General features: G+C 32.8%; 16 protein-coding genes. 2 read left to right on the top strand and 14 right to left on the bottom strand.

The genetic code is table 11. The features are described from left to right. Positions 1–153 precede the first annotated feature (153 nt). Positions 154–1,470 (bottom strand): ammonium transporter, encoded by a 1,317-nt coding sequence (locus ACTJIW_RS14590; RefSeq protein WP_073409881.1) that lies wholly within the window; start codon positions 1,468–1,470, stop codon positions 154–156. Positions 1,471–1,786: 316 nt separating this feature from the next. Here ACTJIW_RS14590 and ACTJIW_RS14585 point away from each other — a divergent pair, with 316 nt between their 5' ends. Beyond that, positions 1,787–2,749, top strand: a complete 963-nt coding sequence (locus tag ACTJIW_RS14585) for a Gfo/Idh/MocA family protein (RefSeq protein ID WP_440714817.1) — start codon at positions 1,787–1,789, stop codon at positions 2,747–2,749. Here the strand turns inward: ACTJIW_RS14585 and ACTJIW_RS14580 are convergent, their stop codons facing one another. Further along, positions 2,750–3,451 (bottom strand): DUF1963 domain-containing protein, encoded by a 702-nt coding sequence (locus ACTJIW_RS14580; RefSeq protein WP_440714818.1) that lies wholly within the window; start codon positions 3,449–3,451, stop codon positions 2,750–2,752. Between the two features lie 154 nt (positions 3,452–3,605). Between ACTJIW_RS14580 and ACTJIW_RS14575 the strand changes: the two genes are divergently transcribed. Beyond that, positions 3,606–5,141 (top strand): YifB family Mg chelatase-like AAA ATPase, encoded by a 1,536-nt coding sequence (locus ACTJIW_RS14575; protein ID WP_073409878.1) that lies wholly within the window; start codon positions 3,606–3,608, stop codon positions 5,139–5,141. Positions 5,142–5,248: 107 nt separating this feature from the next. On the opposite strand, the gene abc-f is transcribed toward ACTJIW_RS14575, so the two are convergent. The 12 genes from abc-f to ACTJIW_RS14515 all read right to left on the bottom strand — a co-directional run bounded on the left by abc-f (position 5,249) and on the right by ACTJIW_RS14515 (position 14,993). Beyond that, positions 5,249–6,838 carry a ribosomal protection-like ABC-F family protein gene (gene abc-f / locus ACTJIW_RS14570; RefSeq protein WP_440714819.1) on the bottom strand — a complete coding sequence of 530 codons (1,590 nt, stop codon included), beginning with the start codon at positions 6,836–6,838 and terminating at the stop codon, positions 5,249–5,251. Between the two features lie 152 nt (positions 6,839–6,990). Further along, the gene (locus ACTJIW_RS14565; RefSeq protein WP_012024212.1) at positions 6,991–7,359 is read right to left on the bottom strand and encodes a nuclear transport factor 2 family protein; all 369 of its coding nucleotides are present in this window, start codon (positions 7,357–7,359) and stop codon (positions 6,991–6,993) included. 65 nt (positions 7,360–7,424) lie between these two features. Further along, positions 7,425–8,291: an alpha/beta hydrolase gene (locus tag ACTJIW_RS14560; RefSeq protein WP_440714820.1), complete on the bottom strand. Its 867-nt coding sequence runs from the start codon at positions 8,289–8,291 to the stop codon at positions 7,425–7,427. Positions 8,292–8,380: 89 nt separating this feature from the next. After that, positions 8,381–8,884 carry an SRPBCC family protein gene (locus ACTJIW_RS14555; RefSeq protein WP_440714821.1) on the bottom strand — a complete coding sequence of 168 codons (504 nt, stop codon included), beginning with the start codon at positions 8,882–8,884 and terminating at the stop codon, positions 8,381–8,383. A 41-nt stretch (positions 8,885–8,925) separates the two neighbouring features. Then, positions 8,926–9,426: an SRPBCC family protein gene (locus ACTJIW_RS14550; protein WP_440714822.1), complete on the bottom strand. Its 501-nt coding sequence runs from the start codon at positions 9,424–9,426 to the stop codon at positions 8,926–8,928. Beyond that, positions 9,416–9,742, bottom strand: coding sequence for an ArsR/SmtB family transcription factor (locus ACTJIW_RS14545; RefSeq protein ID WP_012024216.1), 327 nt, complete (start codon positions 9,740–9,742; stop codon positions 9,416–9,418). Before ACTJIW_RS14545 ends, ACTJIW_RS14550 begins: the two co-directional genes overlap by 11 nt. Before the next feature lie 143 nt (positions 9,743–9,885). Continuing rightward, the gene (locus ACTJIW_RS14540; RefSeq protein WP_440714823.1) at positions 9,886–11,073 is read right to left on the bottom strand and encodes a hypothetical protein; all 1,188 of its coding nucleotides are present in this window, start codon (positions 11,071–11,073) and stop codon (positions 9,886–9,888) included. A 154-nt stretch (positions 11,074–11,227) separates the two neighbouring features. Beyond that, the gene (locus tag ACTJIW_RS14535) at positions 11,228–11,803 is read right to left on the bottom strand and encodes a hypothetical protein (protein WP_440714824.1); all 576 of its coding nucleotides are present in this window, start codon (positions 11,801–11,803) and stop codon (positions 11,228–11,230) included. A gap of 2 nt (positions 11,804–11,805) precedes the next feature. After that, the gene (locus tag ACTJIW_RS14530; RefSeq protein WP_440714825.1) at positions 11,806–12,519 is read right to left on the bottom strand and encodes a M949_RS01915 family surface polysaccharide biosynthesis protein; all 714 of its coding nucleotides are present in this window, start codon (positions 12,517–12,519) and stop codon (positions 11,806–11,808) included. A gap of 30 nt (positions 12,520–12,549) precedes the next feature. Further along, positions 12,550–13,707, bottom strand: a complete 1,158-nt coding sequence (locus tag ACTJIW_RS14525) for a hypothetical protein (protein WP_440714826.1) — start codon at positions 13,705–13,707, stop codon at positions 12,550–12,552. Positions 13,708–13,940: 233 nt separating this feature from the next. Further along, entirely contained in the window at positions 13,941–14,408 is a 468-nt protein-coding gene (locus ACTJIW_RS14520; protein ID WP_440714827.1) for a DUF1572 domain-containing protein, read from the bottom strand. A gap of 33 nt (positions 14,409–14,441) precedes the next feature. Beyond that, positions 14,442–14,993 carry a hypothetical protein gene (locus tag ACTJIW_RS14515; RefSeq protein ID WP_440714828.1) on the bottom strand — a complete coding sequence of 184 codons (552 nt, stop codon included), beginning with the start codon at positions 14,991–14,993 and terminating at the stop codon, positions 14,442–14,444. Between the last annotated feature and the right edge of the window lie 203 nt (positions 14,994–15,196).

Genomic DNA, 15,196 nt, shown 5'->3' with positions numbered 1-15,196 from the left:
AAGAATTAAGATTATAGTTAAAAATCTAAAATTTATCCCGAAGCTTCGGGACTAAAATCTACAATATAAAAGGGATTTAATTCAAAGCAAAAAGCACTCTAAATTTATCTTAGAGTGCTTTTTTATTTAAGGGAAAAAGGGGAAAATTAATTCTTATAAGAACTCACCGTGTTGAGAAATATCTAATCCTAACTCTTCTTTTTCTTCAGTAACTCTTAGAGGAGTAATTTTATTTACTACAAAGAATAAAATGTAAGAACCAACAAAAGCGAAGATTGAAACAGCAACTAAAGCAGTTAACTGGTTGATGAATAAAGTTGGAGTTCCGAAGATTAAACCTTGATTGTCACCAACGGCAGGGTTGATAGCTTTTGAAGCAAAAACTCCAGTTAATAACATACCTACCATACCACCAACACCGTGACAAGCAAATACATCAAGAGCATCGTCGATTTTTCCTTTAGGGAATTTACTAACTACAAGGTTACTCACAATTGCAGAGAATAAACCAATGAAGATTGCGTGAGAAATGCTTACGAAACCAGCAGCAGGCGTAATAGCAACAAGACCTACAACTGCACCAATACAAGCTCCAAGAGCAGAAAGTTTGTGTCCTAAAATTTTATCAAGGAAAACCCAAGCCATTGCAGCAGCGGCAGCAGCAACTGTAGTTGTTCCTAAAGCTTGAGCTGCAAGACCATTTGCTCCTAATGCAGATCCGGCGTTGAAACCAAACCATCCAAACCAAAGTAAACCAGTTCCTAATAATACATAAGTAATTCTTGCAGGGTTAACTTTTTGAATTTTTCTTTTTCCTAAGAAAATAGCTCCAGCCAATGCAGCCCATCCAGCACTCATGTGTACTACTGTACCTCCGGCGAAGTCTAATACTCCCATTTTAAAGAAAACTCCATCAGGATGCCAGGTCATGTGAGCAAGTGGTGTGTATATGAATAAGATAAATAAAACCATGAATAACAAATAAGCCCAGAAACGTACACGTTCTGCAAAAGCACCTGTAATTAAAGCAGGAGTAATGATAGCGAATTTTGCCTGAAATAATGCGAATAATATAAATGGAATAGTTGGTGCAAGGCTCCATGCAGTGTTAGTTCCAACTCCTTCAAAGAATAAATTATAAGTTGGATTTCCTATAATTCCTCCAATAGTAGGTCCAAAAGCAAGTCCAAAAGCAACAACAGTCCATAAGATAGTAACAATTACCATTGCCATAAAACTTTGAAGCATAGTACTAATTACGTTTTTCTTACCTACCATACCTCCGTAGAAAAATCCTAATCCTGGGGTCATTAACAAAACAAAAGCAGTTGCAACGATCATCCAAGCTGTATCTCCTGTATCAAATTTTACAGCTTCAGCCGGAATTGGGTTATCGGCAATGATGAAATTTGATATAAAGGTTAGTACCAAAATAGTGATAAGAATCACACTTAAAATAATTTTTCGCATAGTTATTTAGTTTTAAAATTTTTGATAAAAGTATAAAATCATTTAATACCCCATAAAAAAATAGGGGTAGTTGTTTAATTTTTGTTAAATTTAAAATTTAACCCCTATGATTTTGCGTGAATTTCTTAAAACAAACTTAAAATTTACATTTTGGCAGCAATTTTTTTTCACTTACTGTCATTTTTGATAATTTTTGGGGTAATTGATTGCTATTTTTTGTAGGATAATAGATATTTGTTGTTTAAAAACATCTTAAGTTTTGTAACGAAGAAGTTTTTTTAATCTTTTTAACAATTTTGATGATTATAATTTAAGGATGGAAAATAGAAAAATTAAATGGGGAATTGTAGGGCTTGGAAATATTGCACATCAGTTTGCATCAGATTTGTTATTGGTTGAAAATGCTGAACTGACAGCTGTTGCTTCCAGAGATCTTACTAAAGCAGAGCAGTTTGGAGAAAAGTTTAATGCATCAAGAATGTATAATTCGTATGAGCTGCTTTTTGAAGATTCAGAAATTGAAATCGTTTACATTGCAACTCCTCATAATTCGCACGCCGAATTGACAATAAAAGCCTTAGAGAAAGGAAAACATGTGCTTTGCGAAAAACCAATGTCGTTATCTTTTCAAGATGCGCAAAGAATGATCGAAGCTTCGAGAAAACACAATAAGTTTTTTATGGAAGCTTTTTGGACCAGGTTTATTCCATCGGTTCAGGATGTTTTGCAGAAAATTAATAACGGAATTATTGGAAACGTAAACTATATAAAAGCTGATTTTGCTTTTCACGGAAGTGAAACAGAAAACAAAAGGCTTTTTGACAAACAATTAGGTGGCGGCGCATTATTTGATATTGGTGTTTATCCTTTATTTCTGTCTTATATACTATTAGGAAAACCAAAAGAGATTGCAGCAAAAGCAGTCAAACATAAAAATGATATCGATCTGCAGACTTCTATGATATTACAATACGAATCGGCACAATCAGTTTTGCATGCTTCTATTGTTTCAGAATCTGATATGAAAGCGGTTATTTCTGGAACAAAAGGAAGAATAGAATTAAATGCTCCGTGGTTTATTGCTGATGGTTATTCTTTATTTATAAATGAGGAAAAAGAAGCTACATTTACTTTACCTGCTTTAGGAAAAGGATATTCACATGAAATAATCGAATGCCAAAATTGTATTTTGAATAATGAAATTGAAAGTAAACTTTGGTCGCATCAAAATAGTTTGGATTTGAGTGAGATAGTGGAAGAAGTTAAGAATAAATCATAATCAATAAAAATCAATATAATACCTCCATTCACCAGTTTTTCTATTTTTAGCAAAATAGAAGTTACCACTGTCAATAATATTTAAGTTTGCTTTTTTATCAGAAGAAATTTGAAATACAAATTCATAATCTTCGCCAAAATCAACTCCTGACTGACGATAGCTTGCATATCCTCCAATTTTATGACCATTACTGTTTTCAAAAAAATCATAATAAGAGCCAATAGTGCCAGAGTCTTCCAGTTCCAGTATTTTGTCTGTGATTTCATCTGAAATCCCAGAAGCATCTTCCCAAACCGGATAATCTTCTTCAATTAATTTATTAGATAAAGGAAAAGCCTTTATAAATGATGCATCATTTTGTAAATCTTTTATAACAATTTTATCTGTGTTTTTGTATTCGCGCAAAACCCAATTATTTCCGTTAGGCGTTAAATCCATTGGGAAATCCTGAGATATAAAAACAGTAATAATTTTAGTTTCTTTTAAAATGTCGGGTACAAAAGGAAACTGATCGAAATATAATTGAAATAAAGGAAGCATTAAGTTCCCTTTTTGATCTAATGGAATTTGTTCGTTTTCATTATATAAATAAACTTTTCCAATCCAGCTTTCAGTAATTGAATTAGTTGGCTTGAACCCGCCAGCTATAAATTCAGTCGCATTTTTTGCCAGTACATTTTTTATTTTTTCTACTTCATCCATTGCCAGTTGATTTTAAAAGAAAAGTAAATTTAAATATATTATCTAAGTTAAAAATCTATTTTTGCAAAAAATAAAAGTAATAAAATATTTACAAATATAATTAGATTTATTTCTAATTGTAATACTTTTACTCTTTAATAATAGATGAGTTTTTATGTTAGTAAAAGTTTACGGAAGTGCCGTTTTTGGAGTTGAGGCCACAACCATTACGATTGAAGTTCATATGGATAAAGGGATTGGTTATCATTTAGTTGGACTTCCCGATAATGCCATAAAAGAAAGCAGTTATAGAATTGCAGCAGCTTTAAAAAATAACGGATTAAGTTTTCCCGGAAAAAAAATCACTATAAATATGGCGCCTGCCGATCTTCGAAAAGAAGGTTCTGCGTATGATTTACCACTGGCAATGGGAATTTTAGTGGGTTCTGACCAGATAAAAGCACCCGAAATCGAACAGTATATTATTATGGGTGAACTTTCTCTTGACGGAAGTTTACAGCCTATTCGAGGTGCTTTACCTATTGCCATAAAAGCAAAAGAGGAAGGTTATAAAGGTTTTTTCCTGCCGATTCAAAATGTGAAAGAAGCAGCAATTGTATCTGATTTAGATGTTTACGGAGTTTCTAATTTACAGGAAATAATTGATTTTTTTGCCGGAAAAGGAACTCTTCAGCCAACGGTAATTGACACCAGAGCTGAATTTTACAAAACTCTGGATTTTCCTGAATTTGATTTCTCTGACGTTCGCGGACAAGAAAGTATAAAACGCTGTATGGAAATTGCTGCAGCCGGAGGACACAATATTATTTTAATTGGCCCGCCCGGAGCAGGTAAAACAATGCTCGCAAAACGAGTTCCGAGTATTTTACCGCCTATGACATTACGTGAAGCGCTTGAAACCACTAAAATTCATAGTGTAGCCGGAAAACTAAAAGAAGTTGGGTTGATGAATCAAAGACCATTTAGAAGTCCGCATCATACAATTTCAAATGTCGCATTGGTTGGAGGAGGAAGTTATCCGCAGCCAGGAGAAATTTCGATGGCACATAACGGTGTTTTGTTTTTGGATGAACTTCCGGAATTTAAAAGAGATGTTTTAGAAGTAATGCGACAGCCGTTAGAAGACCGTGAAGTAACTATTTCCAGAGCAAAATTTACGGTGACGTATCCGTCATCGTTTATGCTGGTGGCAAGTATGAATCCGAGTCCGAGTGGATTTTTTAATGATCCAAGTATGCCAAATACTTCTTCTCCGCACGAAATGCAGCGTTATATGAGTAAAATTTCCGGTCCGCTTTTAGACCGAATTGACATTCATATTGAAGTTACGCCTGTTCCGTTTGATAAATTAGCAGACGACCGAAAAGCCGAAAGCAGTGCAGAAATTCGTAAACGTGTAACTGCAGCGCGTGAAATTCAAACTAAACGTTTTGCCGATGTAGAAAATATCCATTACAATGCACAAATGAGCAGTAAACTAATCCGTGAGTTTTGTGCATTAGACGAGCAGTCAAAAGAACTGCTTAAAAACGCAATGGAACGTTTAAATCTTTCTGCCCGAGCTTATGACAGAATTCTGAAAGTAGCACGCACAATTGCCGATCTAGACAATTCAGAAAATATAATTTCGCAGCATATCGCCGAAGCAATTCAATATCGAAGTCTGGATCGTGAGGGATGGCTGGGATAAATTAATTTTAGATTTTAGAATTCAGATTTTAGATTCGATGCATTAGAAAATAACTTTGTCAAAGTTTAGAACTTTGACAAAGTTAGCGGGAATGGCAAGCAGCACTTTTAATTCAGTTCAATAAAATCTTCAATTTTTATCTCTTCCAAAAAATGAACATCATGCGAAACCACAATTAAAGTTTCTGTATATTCATTAATTGCAGCGGTCAGGATTTCGATATTTTGAATATCAAGATTGTTTGTAGGTTCATCTAAAATGATAATATCAGGAGCTTGATTGTTAATTGTTAAACAACAAAGCATTAAACGCATTTTTTCTCCTCCGCTTAAAGCTGCACAAGGTTTATTCCAGTCATTTTGCGAAAACAAAAACTTGTTGAGTTTCATTTTTACATCATGTTCCTGTAAACCTGATGAATTAAATTTCTGAGCCTGCTCATAAACTGTAATTTCGTTTTCTATAAGCGAATAATCCTGATCGATATAAATAATCTTAGAATCTGCTTTTTGAAAAGTTCCAGCCTTGGGCCTCAATTCGCCCATGATAATTTTAATTAGTGTCGTTTTTCCAGAACCGTTTAAACCTTTTAGTGCTAAACGCTGACCACTCAGAATTTGAAAACTAAGCGGTTTTTTCCATAAAGACTGATTTTCGTAACTGTGATTAATTTCAGTGGCTGTAAAAAGTGTTTTTCCTTTATGTAAATTCGTTTTGTCAAAACCAAATTTCATTTGATCAATATCTGGTAAAGACGATCGCAATTCTTGTAAATCTTTTGAGATTCCGCCAATTTTTTCAGCATGAACGCCTTTCGTTTTTGCCGTGCTGTTTTCAGCATTATTGCGTAAAGTATTCATCATAATTCTGGAAACCCCGGCTTTTTTTTGTTTCTTTTCACCGCGAGAATCGAGTTTGTTTTGACGTTCAAGAGTTTCGCGTTCTTTTTCTTTCGCTTTGCGCAAAGCCTTTTCTTTGCTCTGAATATCCTGACTTAAAGCATTATTTTCGATTAGTTTTTGTTCGGCATAAAAATCATAATTACCGCCGTAAACTGTAATTCCATGTTTCGATAATTCAAAAACCGGATTCAGTAAATTAAGCAGTTTTCGATCGTGGCTCACAACAATTAAAATTGAAGAAGTGCTTTTTATAAAATTGTACAATAATTCTCTGCCCGAAATATCCAAATGATTACTCGGTTCATCAAGCAAAACAAGTTCAGGTTCGTGAATTGAAATTCCGGCCAGAAAAACTTTTGTTTTTTGTCCGCCGCTCAGTGTTTCCAATTTTTGGTTTAAATTTAAATCCTGTAATTGCCAATATTGTAATGCTTCATTGCAACGATCTTCAATTGTCCAGTCGTCGTTTAAAGTGTTGAGGTTTTCTTCGGAAACATTTCCGTTAAGAATTTCCTGAAGAGCATTCAGTTTATCTTCAATCTGCAAAGCCTGAGCAATTGTAAGATGATTAAATTGCCCGAATATCTGCGGCAGATAATAAGGTTTAGAATCGGTTTTTAATATTCCGTCGGCAGGTTGTAATTCGCCTGCAATAATTTTTAATAAAGTTGATTTTCCAACGCCATTATTGCCAATTAAAGCAATTTTTTCGTGATGGTTAACTGTAAAAGTAATTTTATCAAACAACAAATCTTTGTTTGAATGAAGGTATGAGATATTCTGTAAAATAACCATGATTTCTTTCTTTAGGAGATAAACAAATATGTAAGCCGATTTTCAGCTTACCTTAAAATTGTCCGAAAGAAATTTTTATTCACATAGAGTTTGTGCGGTTTATTTAGTGATGCAAAGATATAAAAAATATTTTTTAAGATTTAAATGTCAGATTACTCAAATTTTAAATTGGCATTTTTTGACATTAAATAGGAGGTAAGCTTTTTGATTTTTCCGTTTTCCATTTCAAAAACATCACAAAAAACGGCATCCAGTTTGCCGCCGTTTTTCATGTTTCCCTGAACTGCACCTTCGGCAATTACAATATTATTTTCTTCAATTAATTTAATAATCTGAATTGTTGGACTTCCAACAAAATTGTCATTTTCAATTTCTTTGTCAAAAGCTTCTTTGCCCACATGCTGATAAATTCCGGGCATTTCCCAAACAACATCATCAGTAAGACAGGCAAGAATTCTTGCATGATCGCTTACCATAAAAGCAGCCATATATTCGTTTACAGTTTGTTTATTTGGTGTCATGATAAGAAATTATGAATCAATAGATTATAAAATTACAATTTTTTAGAATACTTCTAAAATCCCCTTTATTCTTTTGTTTGAGGATAAAAGAATTTAAAAGAATTAAAAACGGCCAAATGCAGGATTGTTCCGTGGTTTTCATTAGGAAAATAATCAAAAAAGACTTTAATGTTTTTGCTTTTAGAAGCCTGTATTTTCTCGGCTAATAAATTGGCATCGACTTCCATAACTCTTGGAATTTCGGTTGGAGTTAATCCTTCTTTGCCCACTGCGATATAAATCTCTGTTGGCTGTTTAAAATTTTCCTGAAGAATTTGTGAATCTATATTCAGTATAGAACCATTATCCCACCATATACTTGGGCTTACAATAACATATTTGTTAAAAAGCGATGGTTTTTTAAGCAGTATTTCAGAACTTAATAATCCGCCAAGCGACTGTCCTATAATCATTTTTGATTCAGTTGTTTTGTATTTTTTATCAATAAAAGGCTGTAATTCTTTTTCGATAAAAGCAATAAATTTATCAGAATGTCCGGTTGTTGGATAACGTTTTTTATCTTTTTCAAGAGTTGTTGCAAAAGTAAAATCTCTTTTTCTGTCGACCGTTGCAATACCTACCACAATTGATTTTGGAACCTGATTGATCCATTCAAAACTATTAAACTGCACCAAACCTGAAATGTGAATAAAATCTTCATTGGCAGAACCGTCTAATAAATAAATTACAGGATATTTTTCTGCATCTTTTGGGTTGTAGCCTTCGGGCAGATAAATGTTGAGGATTCTGTTTTCTCCTAATTCTTTTGACTGAATTTCGTCGATAACGCCTAATACAAAAGGTTTAGTTGTTTCTGTAGTTTTAGATTTATTGTTTTGGCTGAAAAGGAAATGAGAGGAAAAAATTAAAAGTGTGATTAAAAATTTGTTCATTGATTGAAGTAAAAATGATTTGTAAAAAGAAAGACGAAAGTTACAATTTATTTTTTGCAGCTTTCGTCTTTTATAGCATTCAAACTTATTTATTTTGCTTTTTCTGCAAAAATTTTGTCTAATCCTTCCATTGCAATGGTAAAACCTTCTTTGAAGCCCATTTGAATAATCATTTCCAAATCAGATAGTTTTTCGTGTTTTATTACAACATCAACGAAGGTTGAACCGTCTTGTTCAGAAAAATTTACATTCCAGTCTGAACGCGGAAATTCGGTGTTTAAATTTCCTTCGCTGTCGCTGAATGCATCCAGATATTTAAAATTAGTCTTCGAGCTGATAGAAGTAAAATCGGCAATTGCCCAGTGTTGTTCGCCTTCTGGTCCTATCATGGCATAGAGTCTGCGTCCGCCTTCTTTAAAATCCATGCTTTTTGTTTTGGATTTCCACGGAGCCGGTGCCCACCATTGATCTAAAATTTCTGGTTCTGTCCATGCTGACCAAACGTTTGCTAATGAAGCATCAAACTCACGTTTTACATTTACAGTATTATTTTCTTTATCTACAGTAAAATTCATTAAAAGATTTGATTTCATAATTCTCTCGATTTTAAATTCATTACTACTTTATTTAACTGTTATTTTCTTGCTTCAAATATTTTATCCAAAATTTGCATTGTTGCTGTGATTCCTTCTTTGAAACCCATTTCGATTAATTTTTCCATTTCTTCAAAGCTGTCACGTGTTATGGCGATGTCTACAACTGTTAAGTCGCCTTGTTCTGAAAAGGTTAAATCCCAGTATGAACTTGCAAAAGCAGAATTTGGTTTTCCTTCGGCATCACAAAAAGTAGAAGAATGTTTAAAATTTGTTTTTGGAGAAATCGAAGTATATTCAAAACAACTCCAGCGTTCTTCGCCTTCAGGACCAACCATCGCATACAATCTTTTTCCGCCTTCTTTAAATTCCATACTTGTGGTTTTAGATTTATACGGAGCCGGCGCCCACCATTGATCTAAAATTTCAGGTTCTGTCCAGGCTGACCAAACATTCGATAACGATGCGTCGAATTCACGTTTGATGTTTACAGTCTTATTTTCTTTGTCTACAGTAAAATTCATTAACAGGTTAGATTTCATTTTCTTTAGATTTTAGATTCATTAATACTTGATCCAGCTGGCTGAAACGGCTTTCCCAGATTTTTTTGAATTGTTCGAGCCATTGGTCAACTTCTTTCATTTTTTCGATTTTGAGCTGATAATAAATTTCTCTGCCCACTTTTTTTTCATCTAATAATTCACATTCATTTAAAATTTTGATATGTTTTGAAACTGCCTGACGTGTAGTATTAAATTGTTCTGCAATGGCATTAGGAGTTAATGCATTGGCTGAAATTAAAACTAAAATCGCTCTTCGGGTTGGATCGGCAATAGCCTGAAATATATCTCGTTTCATTTTAAATATAAATTACGCAACTAATCAGTTGCAAATATAAGCAACTTTTTGGTTGCGCAATTCTTTTTTATGATTTTTTTAATTGAGGATTTTTTATAGAAACAAAAAAGGTGCATAAAATGCACCTTTTTCGTAGTTTTAATTTAGCTTCTAAATTTATTTTTGACAATAATATCTTTAAGTCTCGCTTTTAGGTCTTCTCCCGTATCATAAACCATTTGTTCATTATTAGGGAACGGAACAGCACGTTTATTAAAATAAGAGATATAACTGTCTTCGCATGCATTTTTATCGCCTTTGTAAGTCGAATATATATTTTCAAAAACAAATTCACTGCTTACCGGGAAAGTCTGGATTAACTGATTTGTTTTTATATCAATATAATCAACTTTTGCTGTTATCTGGCAGGATTTAAATTGTCTGAATTCGTAAATATTAGCACGAAGTGTTCTGTAATTATCAACTTTTATTTCTTTGCCTAAACTGTCTTTTACAGGTCTTCCGCGACTGTCTACAAGTGTTTTTACACCATCTTTTATCTGTCTTTCTTTAATGAATTCCTTTTCTTTTATCTGTTCCGGCGAAATGAGGATTTGCCTAAAGTTGATAATCAGGCTGTAATCGTACACTATATTTTTTTGTCTGGCATTATGATAAACAGTCCATTTATCGTTTAATCCGTAAGTTTTAAAATCCAGTAAATCTTCCTGAAGCAATTTCGGAATCACCATTTCGGTTTCATTTTTCGCGTAAACATCTACAAAATCAGTTCCTTTAAACTGAGCGTCGTCCATCAGTTTTTTAGTGTTTTTGTAATTTGGGTTGATGCTTTCCAAATACGCAAAATCATCATAGGCTTTTCTAAAATCGAGTTTGTTGTTAGATTTTAAAAGAGCCGAAGCATTTTCATATAAATATTTTGAAAGTGCATTTCTACTGCTTACAATTTGATCTGAATAATTATCAAATGGAAAATAAGCGTTTTTTCCTTGTTTCAATAAAGGCAGAGGCAGTAAAGGACGAATTTTTTCCTGACGATTATTAAGTTGTAAATATGTATTGTAAATACGTTCTACATTTGCAGGATTTGCTTCTTTTGTCATCATTTCAAGATTGCGTAAATCTCTGTCTTTGGCTTTTGCAAATGCTTCTTCCAGCAGATAAACATAATCTTGTTTTCCTTTAGAATCTTTTTTAGTTCGAAGTGCTTCGACCGCTCTGTCGATGGCGCCGTCGTAATTTCCGTCACTCAGCATCGACTGTGTTGTTTTAACTCCGCATGACGAAAGAGCTAAAAATAGTATAGAAAATAAAAGGGTAATTTTTTGCATGGCATTCTTTAATTGAAGGTGTAAATATATCTTTTTTAACTTTCAACAACTATGCCTTTTTTAAATATTTTGAAGAGTATAAAAAGGTGTTTTTATAAGAACGTTTACTCCCGCTTTTGCATTTATATCTTCGAGAATATCGGTTCTGTTGGGGCTAAAATAAATGGTTGTTATTTATAACACATAATTTCGCATAATTTATGGCGGCAGTCAATAAATCATCATCCGTATTTATTTCGCTTATTTCTTTCAGTACAATTAAAGCAAATTTGCTATAACCTTCTTCTAATAAAGCTTCTGCATCAAATTCAGCATCATTTAATGAATTCGATTTTTCGATAGCATCTTTCTGTTTTAAAATACCATTTATATGCTTTTTTATTAAATTAATGCTTTGTGCTTGGTTATTGTCTAGATAGGCTCCAAAAGCTCCCGAAAACATTTTTCTTCTAAATGACAATAAAGGTTTTCCGTTTTCATCACAAACGCTATCATGCAGATCTGCCCAGACTTTTTGTTGCTTTCCTTTTGGAGTCCAGTTAAAAGAAATATTTTCTCTTTTTAAAATTTCTTCACCAAAACTAATTTTCTCAAATTTTAATTTTAAAAATTCTGTTCTTGATAATTCTTTTTCGAGTTCTTTAGAATTTTCTTTCCAAAAGATTTTCCAGGCTGCGACATCTTTTCCTTCGATGAAATCTTTAAAGTATTTTAGATATTTCTTTTCCATTTTTAATCTTCCCAGGTTTCAATTAAATTATCGTTCCATAATTTTTGAGCAAACTCTTTAAAAACTTTCGGGCCTTTTTTGAAGTTTTCATCCAGTTTATATTCACCGCCTATATATTGTTCTTTGCCATTGTCAAGAAGTCCAACAGCAACTTTGCTTTCGCCTCGCATGGCATATTTTTGATTTCCTTCGTACATGATAACCTTCATGTCGCACGGACTCACATCTCCGTGGCATACAGTTTTGTACATCAGCCATGTTTCGGCAATTCCGTTTTTGTTTAAGTCTGTAACCTGAAATGTGTTTTTTACAAACGAAGCCACAATATCAACCGGACAATCAGAAATATAATCGTAAACTTTCCAGGTTTGTTTTGCTTCATTTCCCGAAACTATAAAATGATACGCAAACAATTCGGCATCAGAACCGTCGGTTTCATGTTGAAATTTTTTGTTTATATGATAACCTGTTTCGGTTGTAATCACAATATTATCCCCCAATTTATCTTTCCATCGAACGGCATTTTTAATAAAACCTTCGTATTTTATTGAACTTGGAAATTGTGTCGAATCGATTTTTTCTACCGTTAAAACAAAATCTTTGTTTTCAATTGCTTCTGATTCAGTTTTTGCTGTGGGCTTAATTTCTTCTTTTTTATCTTCTTTACAGCTTGAAAAGAGAACAAGAGAGAGTAATAAAATGATGGTATTTTTCATAAACATTTTTTTTTAACGATATTTTCTTTTTTAGCTTTTAGCATAATCTTTTAAAAGGTTTTCACTCTTTTGATCTCCCTTTTCAACAAAATACTTTAGTAAACCTTTATAAATAGCCGGAGAACCAAAATCTACAATTCCGTAAAGTTGATCAAGGTTATAATTTTCAACACATTGATCGTAGGTTTCTATTCCTCTTTTTTGGAGGTCTAATTTAACCCAAAATAAGAATTGCGAATCGTTTTGGTATGCTGGGTAATTAAAAGTAAATAATTCTGCTATATCACTGATTTCTATCGTAGGATTATGATCTATTAATTTTGTAAAAACATCAATACCTGCAATTTCATCTTCTGATTTAGAAAGTGTTTTTAATGAATTAAGAGCATCAAAAACTTGTGTATTGTTAATATTAAAAAGCGGATTATTGTGTGTACGCAGATGTATGACATAATTTAAAATTTCTGCGTCAGACATCTTAAATTGCAGTTGATCGTAAATTGTTTTTAATAATAAATTATCCGATGAAGATGTTAAATTCAGCATATCGCTTTTGCTTAAACTTGCCAAATGAGTTTCTTCAATATAATTTCTGCCGCGATGAGTCATACAAACCGGATCGCACAATAAATTAGCTTTGTGTTTGTGGAGTATTCTTTCAAAATAGATGATTGCCAGGTATTTAATGCAGTTTGTGCTTCCTAATTTGGCTCCTTTTTTAAATTCAATAATTGGATGCCCGTCGGCAAAGCTAAAATATCCGTAAGATTCTAATAATCCTGAGGTATAAAAACTTTCGGCTATTTTTAAACTGTTTTTGCTTTCTACATATTTTGTTAATTCATCATTAATTGATGTAAAATCTTCATCTTTATAGACATAACCATTGGCATATATGTCCATTGCCTTTTCGACTCTGGCGTTTAAAGTATCAATTGACTGCTGACTTTCATTTCTGCTTAAAAAATCTTTTAAAAAGGCCATGTATTTTTTTCGTTCTTGACGTTCTTCATCAGAAGTATAGTCTCCATCGGTTTGGTCTTCCGAATATGTAGAATCTGCCTGCGTTTTAGAAATAGATACGGCTGTTTTAGTTTCTTTTTTATTGCAGTTTAAAAATAGAAGAAAAAATAAGACGGAGAAGGGTAAGAATTTTTTTAATGAGATGCAGTAAGATTTGATTTTCATTTTTATAATTTAACTAGTGGTAAAGGTTTTTAGACCGCTAATTTATTATAAAAATACTTACAAAGATGTATTTGTTTTTTAAAATCGATAATTTGAGTTGCGTGTGCTTTATAGCATGATAAATTAATGTTTTTCTGCTTAAAAACATTTTTGTAAGAGACTATTATTTATACTTTTTTGAGTTAAAAACCGGTTTTGAAATTATTGGTTTCAGAAATTTAGGATTTTACTTTTTAATCCGTTAATAGCTTTTTTATCAATACAATCTGCCCTAAATGATAATAACTGTGTTCGATCATACAGTCAATATTTCTTCTATAAGTACCGTATTTTTCATCAACGAAGGGTTCATTGAGTTTTTCATCTGGCATTTGTTCAACAAAAGAAGCAAATTCCTGACTGTCGTTCCAGAACTTTTCTAAAAAGTTGTTCCATTCTTCCTGTGATTGAATAGGAGGAAAGTCAAAACTGAATTTGTCTTTTATATCGAGTGTTCCACCTTTAAAAACCTGATTAAGTCCGTTAATATAATAATGAATATGCTGTGCCAGAATTGCAATTGTATTTAAGTTTTGAACAGGTTTTACTGCGATTCTCCAATCCAGATTTTCGAGCTGGAGTTTGTAATTTGTGTTTGCAACCCAGGTTCCGTTTAGGATAATTTCTTTAAAACGACTAGCAATTTCTATTGTACTTTTCATATTCAAAATTATTTAGGAAGTTATTTTACAGTTTTATTCCTGCTGAACCCAATCGTATTTACCATTATTTAGGTAAATAATCCCGCCTCCGCAGCTTTCGTCGGCGTGAATAAAGATTCCGTCGTTTGGAAGTTTTATTTTGTTTTCTTCTTTTATTTCTTCATCGCCCATAATTTCGCCGTCTTCATTTACATTGTTCCATACAATGTTTCCTTTTGATGCTTTTTCGAATACTCCGGCCCAGTCAATTTCGTCAAAACCCTGTCCCAGAATATTATGTCCCATTCCGAAATAATCTGTGCGGTTTCCGTTTCCAAAAATTATTCTCAGACCGCTTTTATCGTTATTTGTACTTCGAACAATTTCAACAGTTTCGTTTTTTCCATCTCCGTCTAAATCGCATAGAATTTTGTTTGTTTTATGTTTTGCAGAAATTACAATTGTATCGAAGTCGTCGTTTATAATTTCATTTTCTTCGACTGTTACAACTGTGTCTTTTAAAGCAACTGGTGTTTTTTCGTTTGTTGATTCTTTTTTGCAAGAGATAAAAATAAAGGCGGATAAAAGTAAAATTTTGAATTTCATGTTTTTGAATTGCGATTTAGGTGTATTTCGAATCGCTAAAATATAAAAAAAGGTTTACAAGAAAGTTACAGGAAAATGAAAATTTGCAACAACAATGTGTCTTTGTTGAAATTAGATTGTTCAATAAAAAATGCTTCGGAGGAGCATAATATTTATAACAATGATGTACACGCAGATTTCAAGCTCCAGCGGAGCGATATATA

The organism is Flavobacterium sp. 22659 (genome assembly GCF_052044235.1).
Classification (GTDB): Bacteria; Bacteroidota; Bacteroidia; order Flavobacteriales; family Flavobacteriaceae; genus Flavobacterium; species Flavobacterium johnsoniae.
This window is presented reverse-complemented; position numbering and strand designations above follow the sequence as displayed.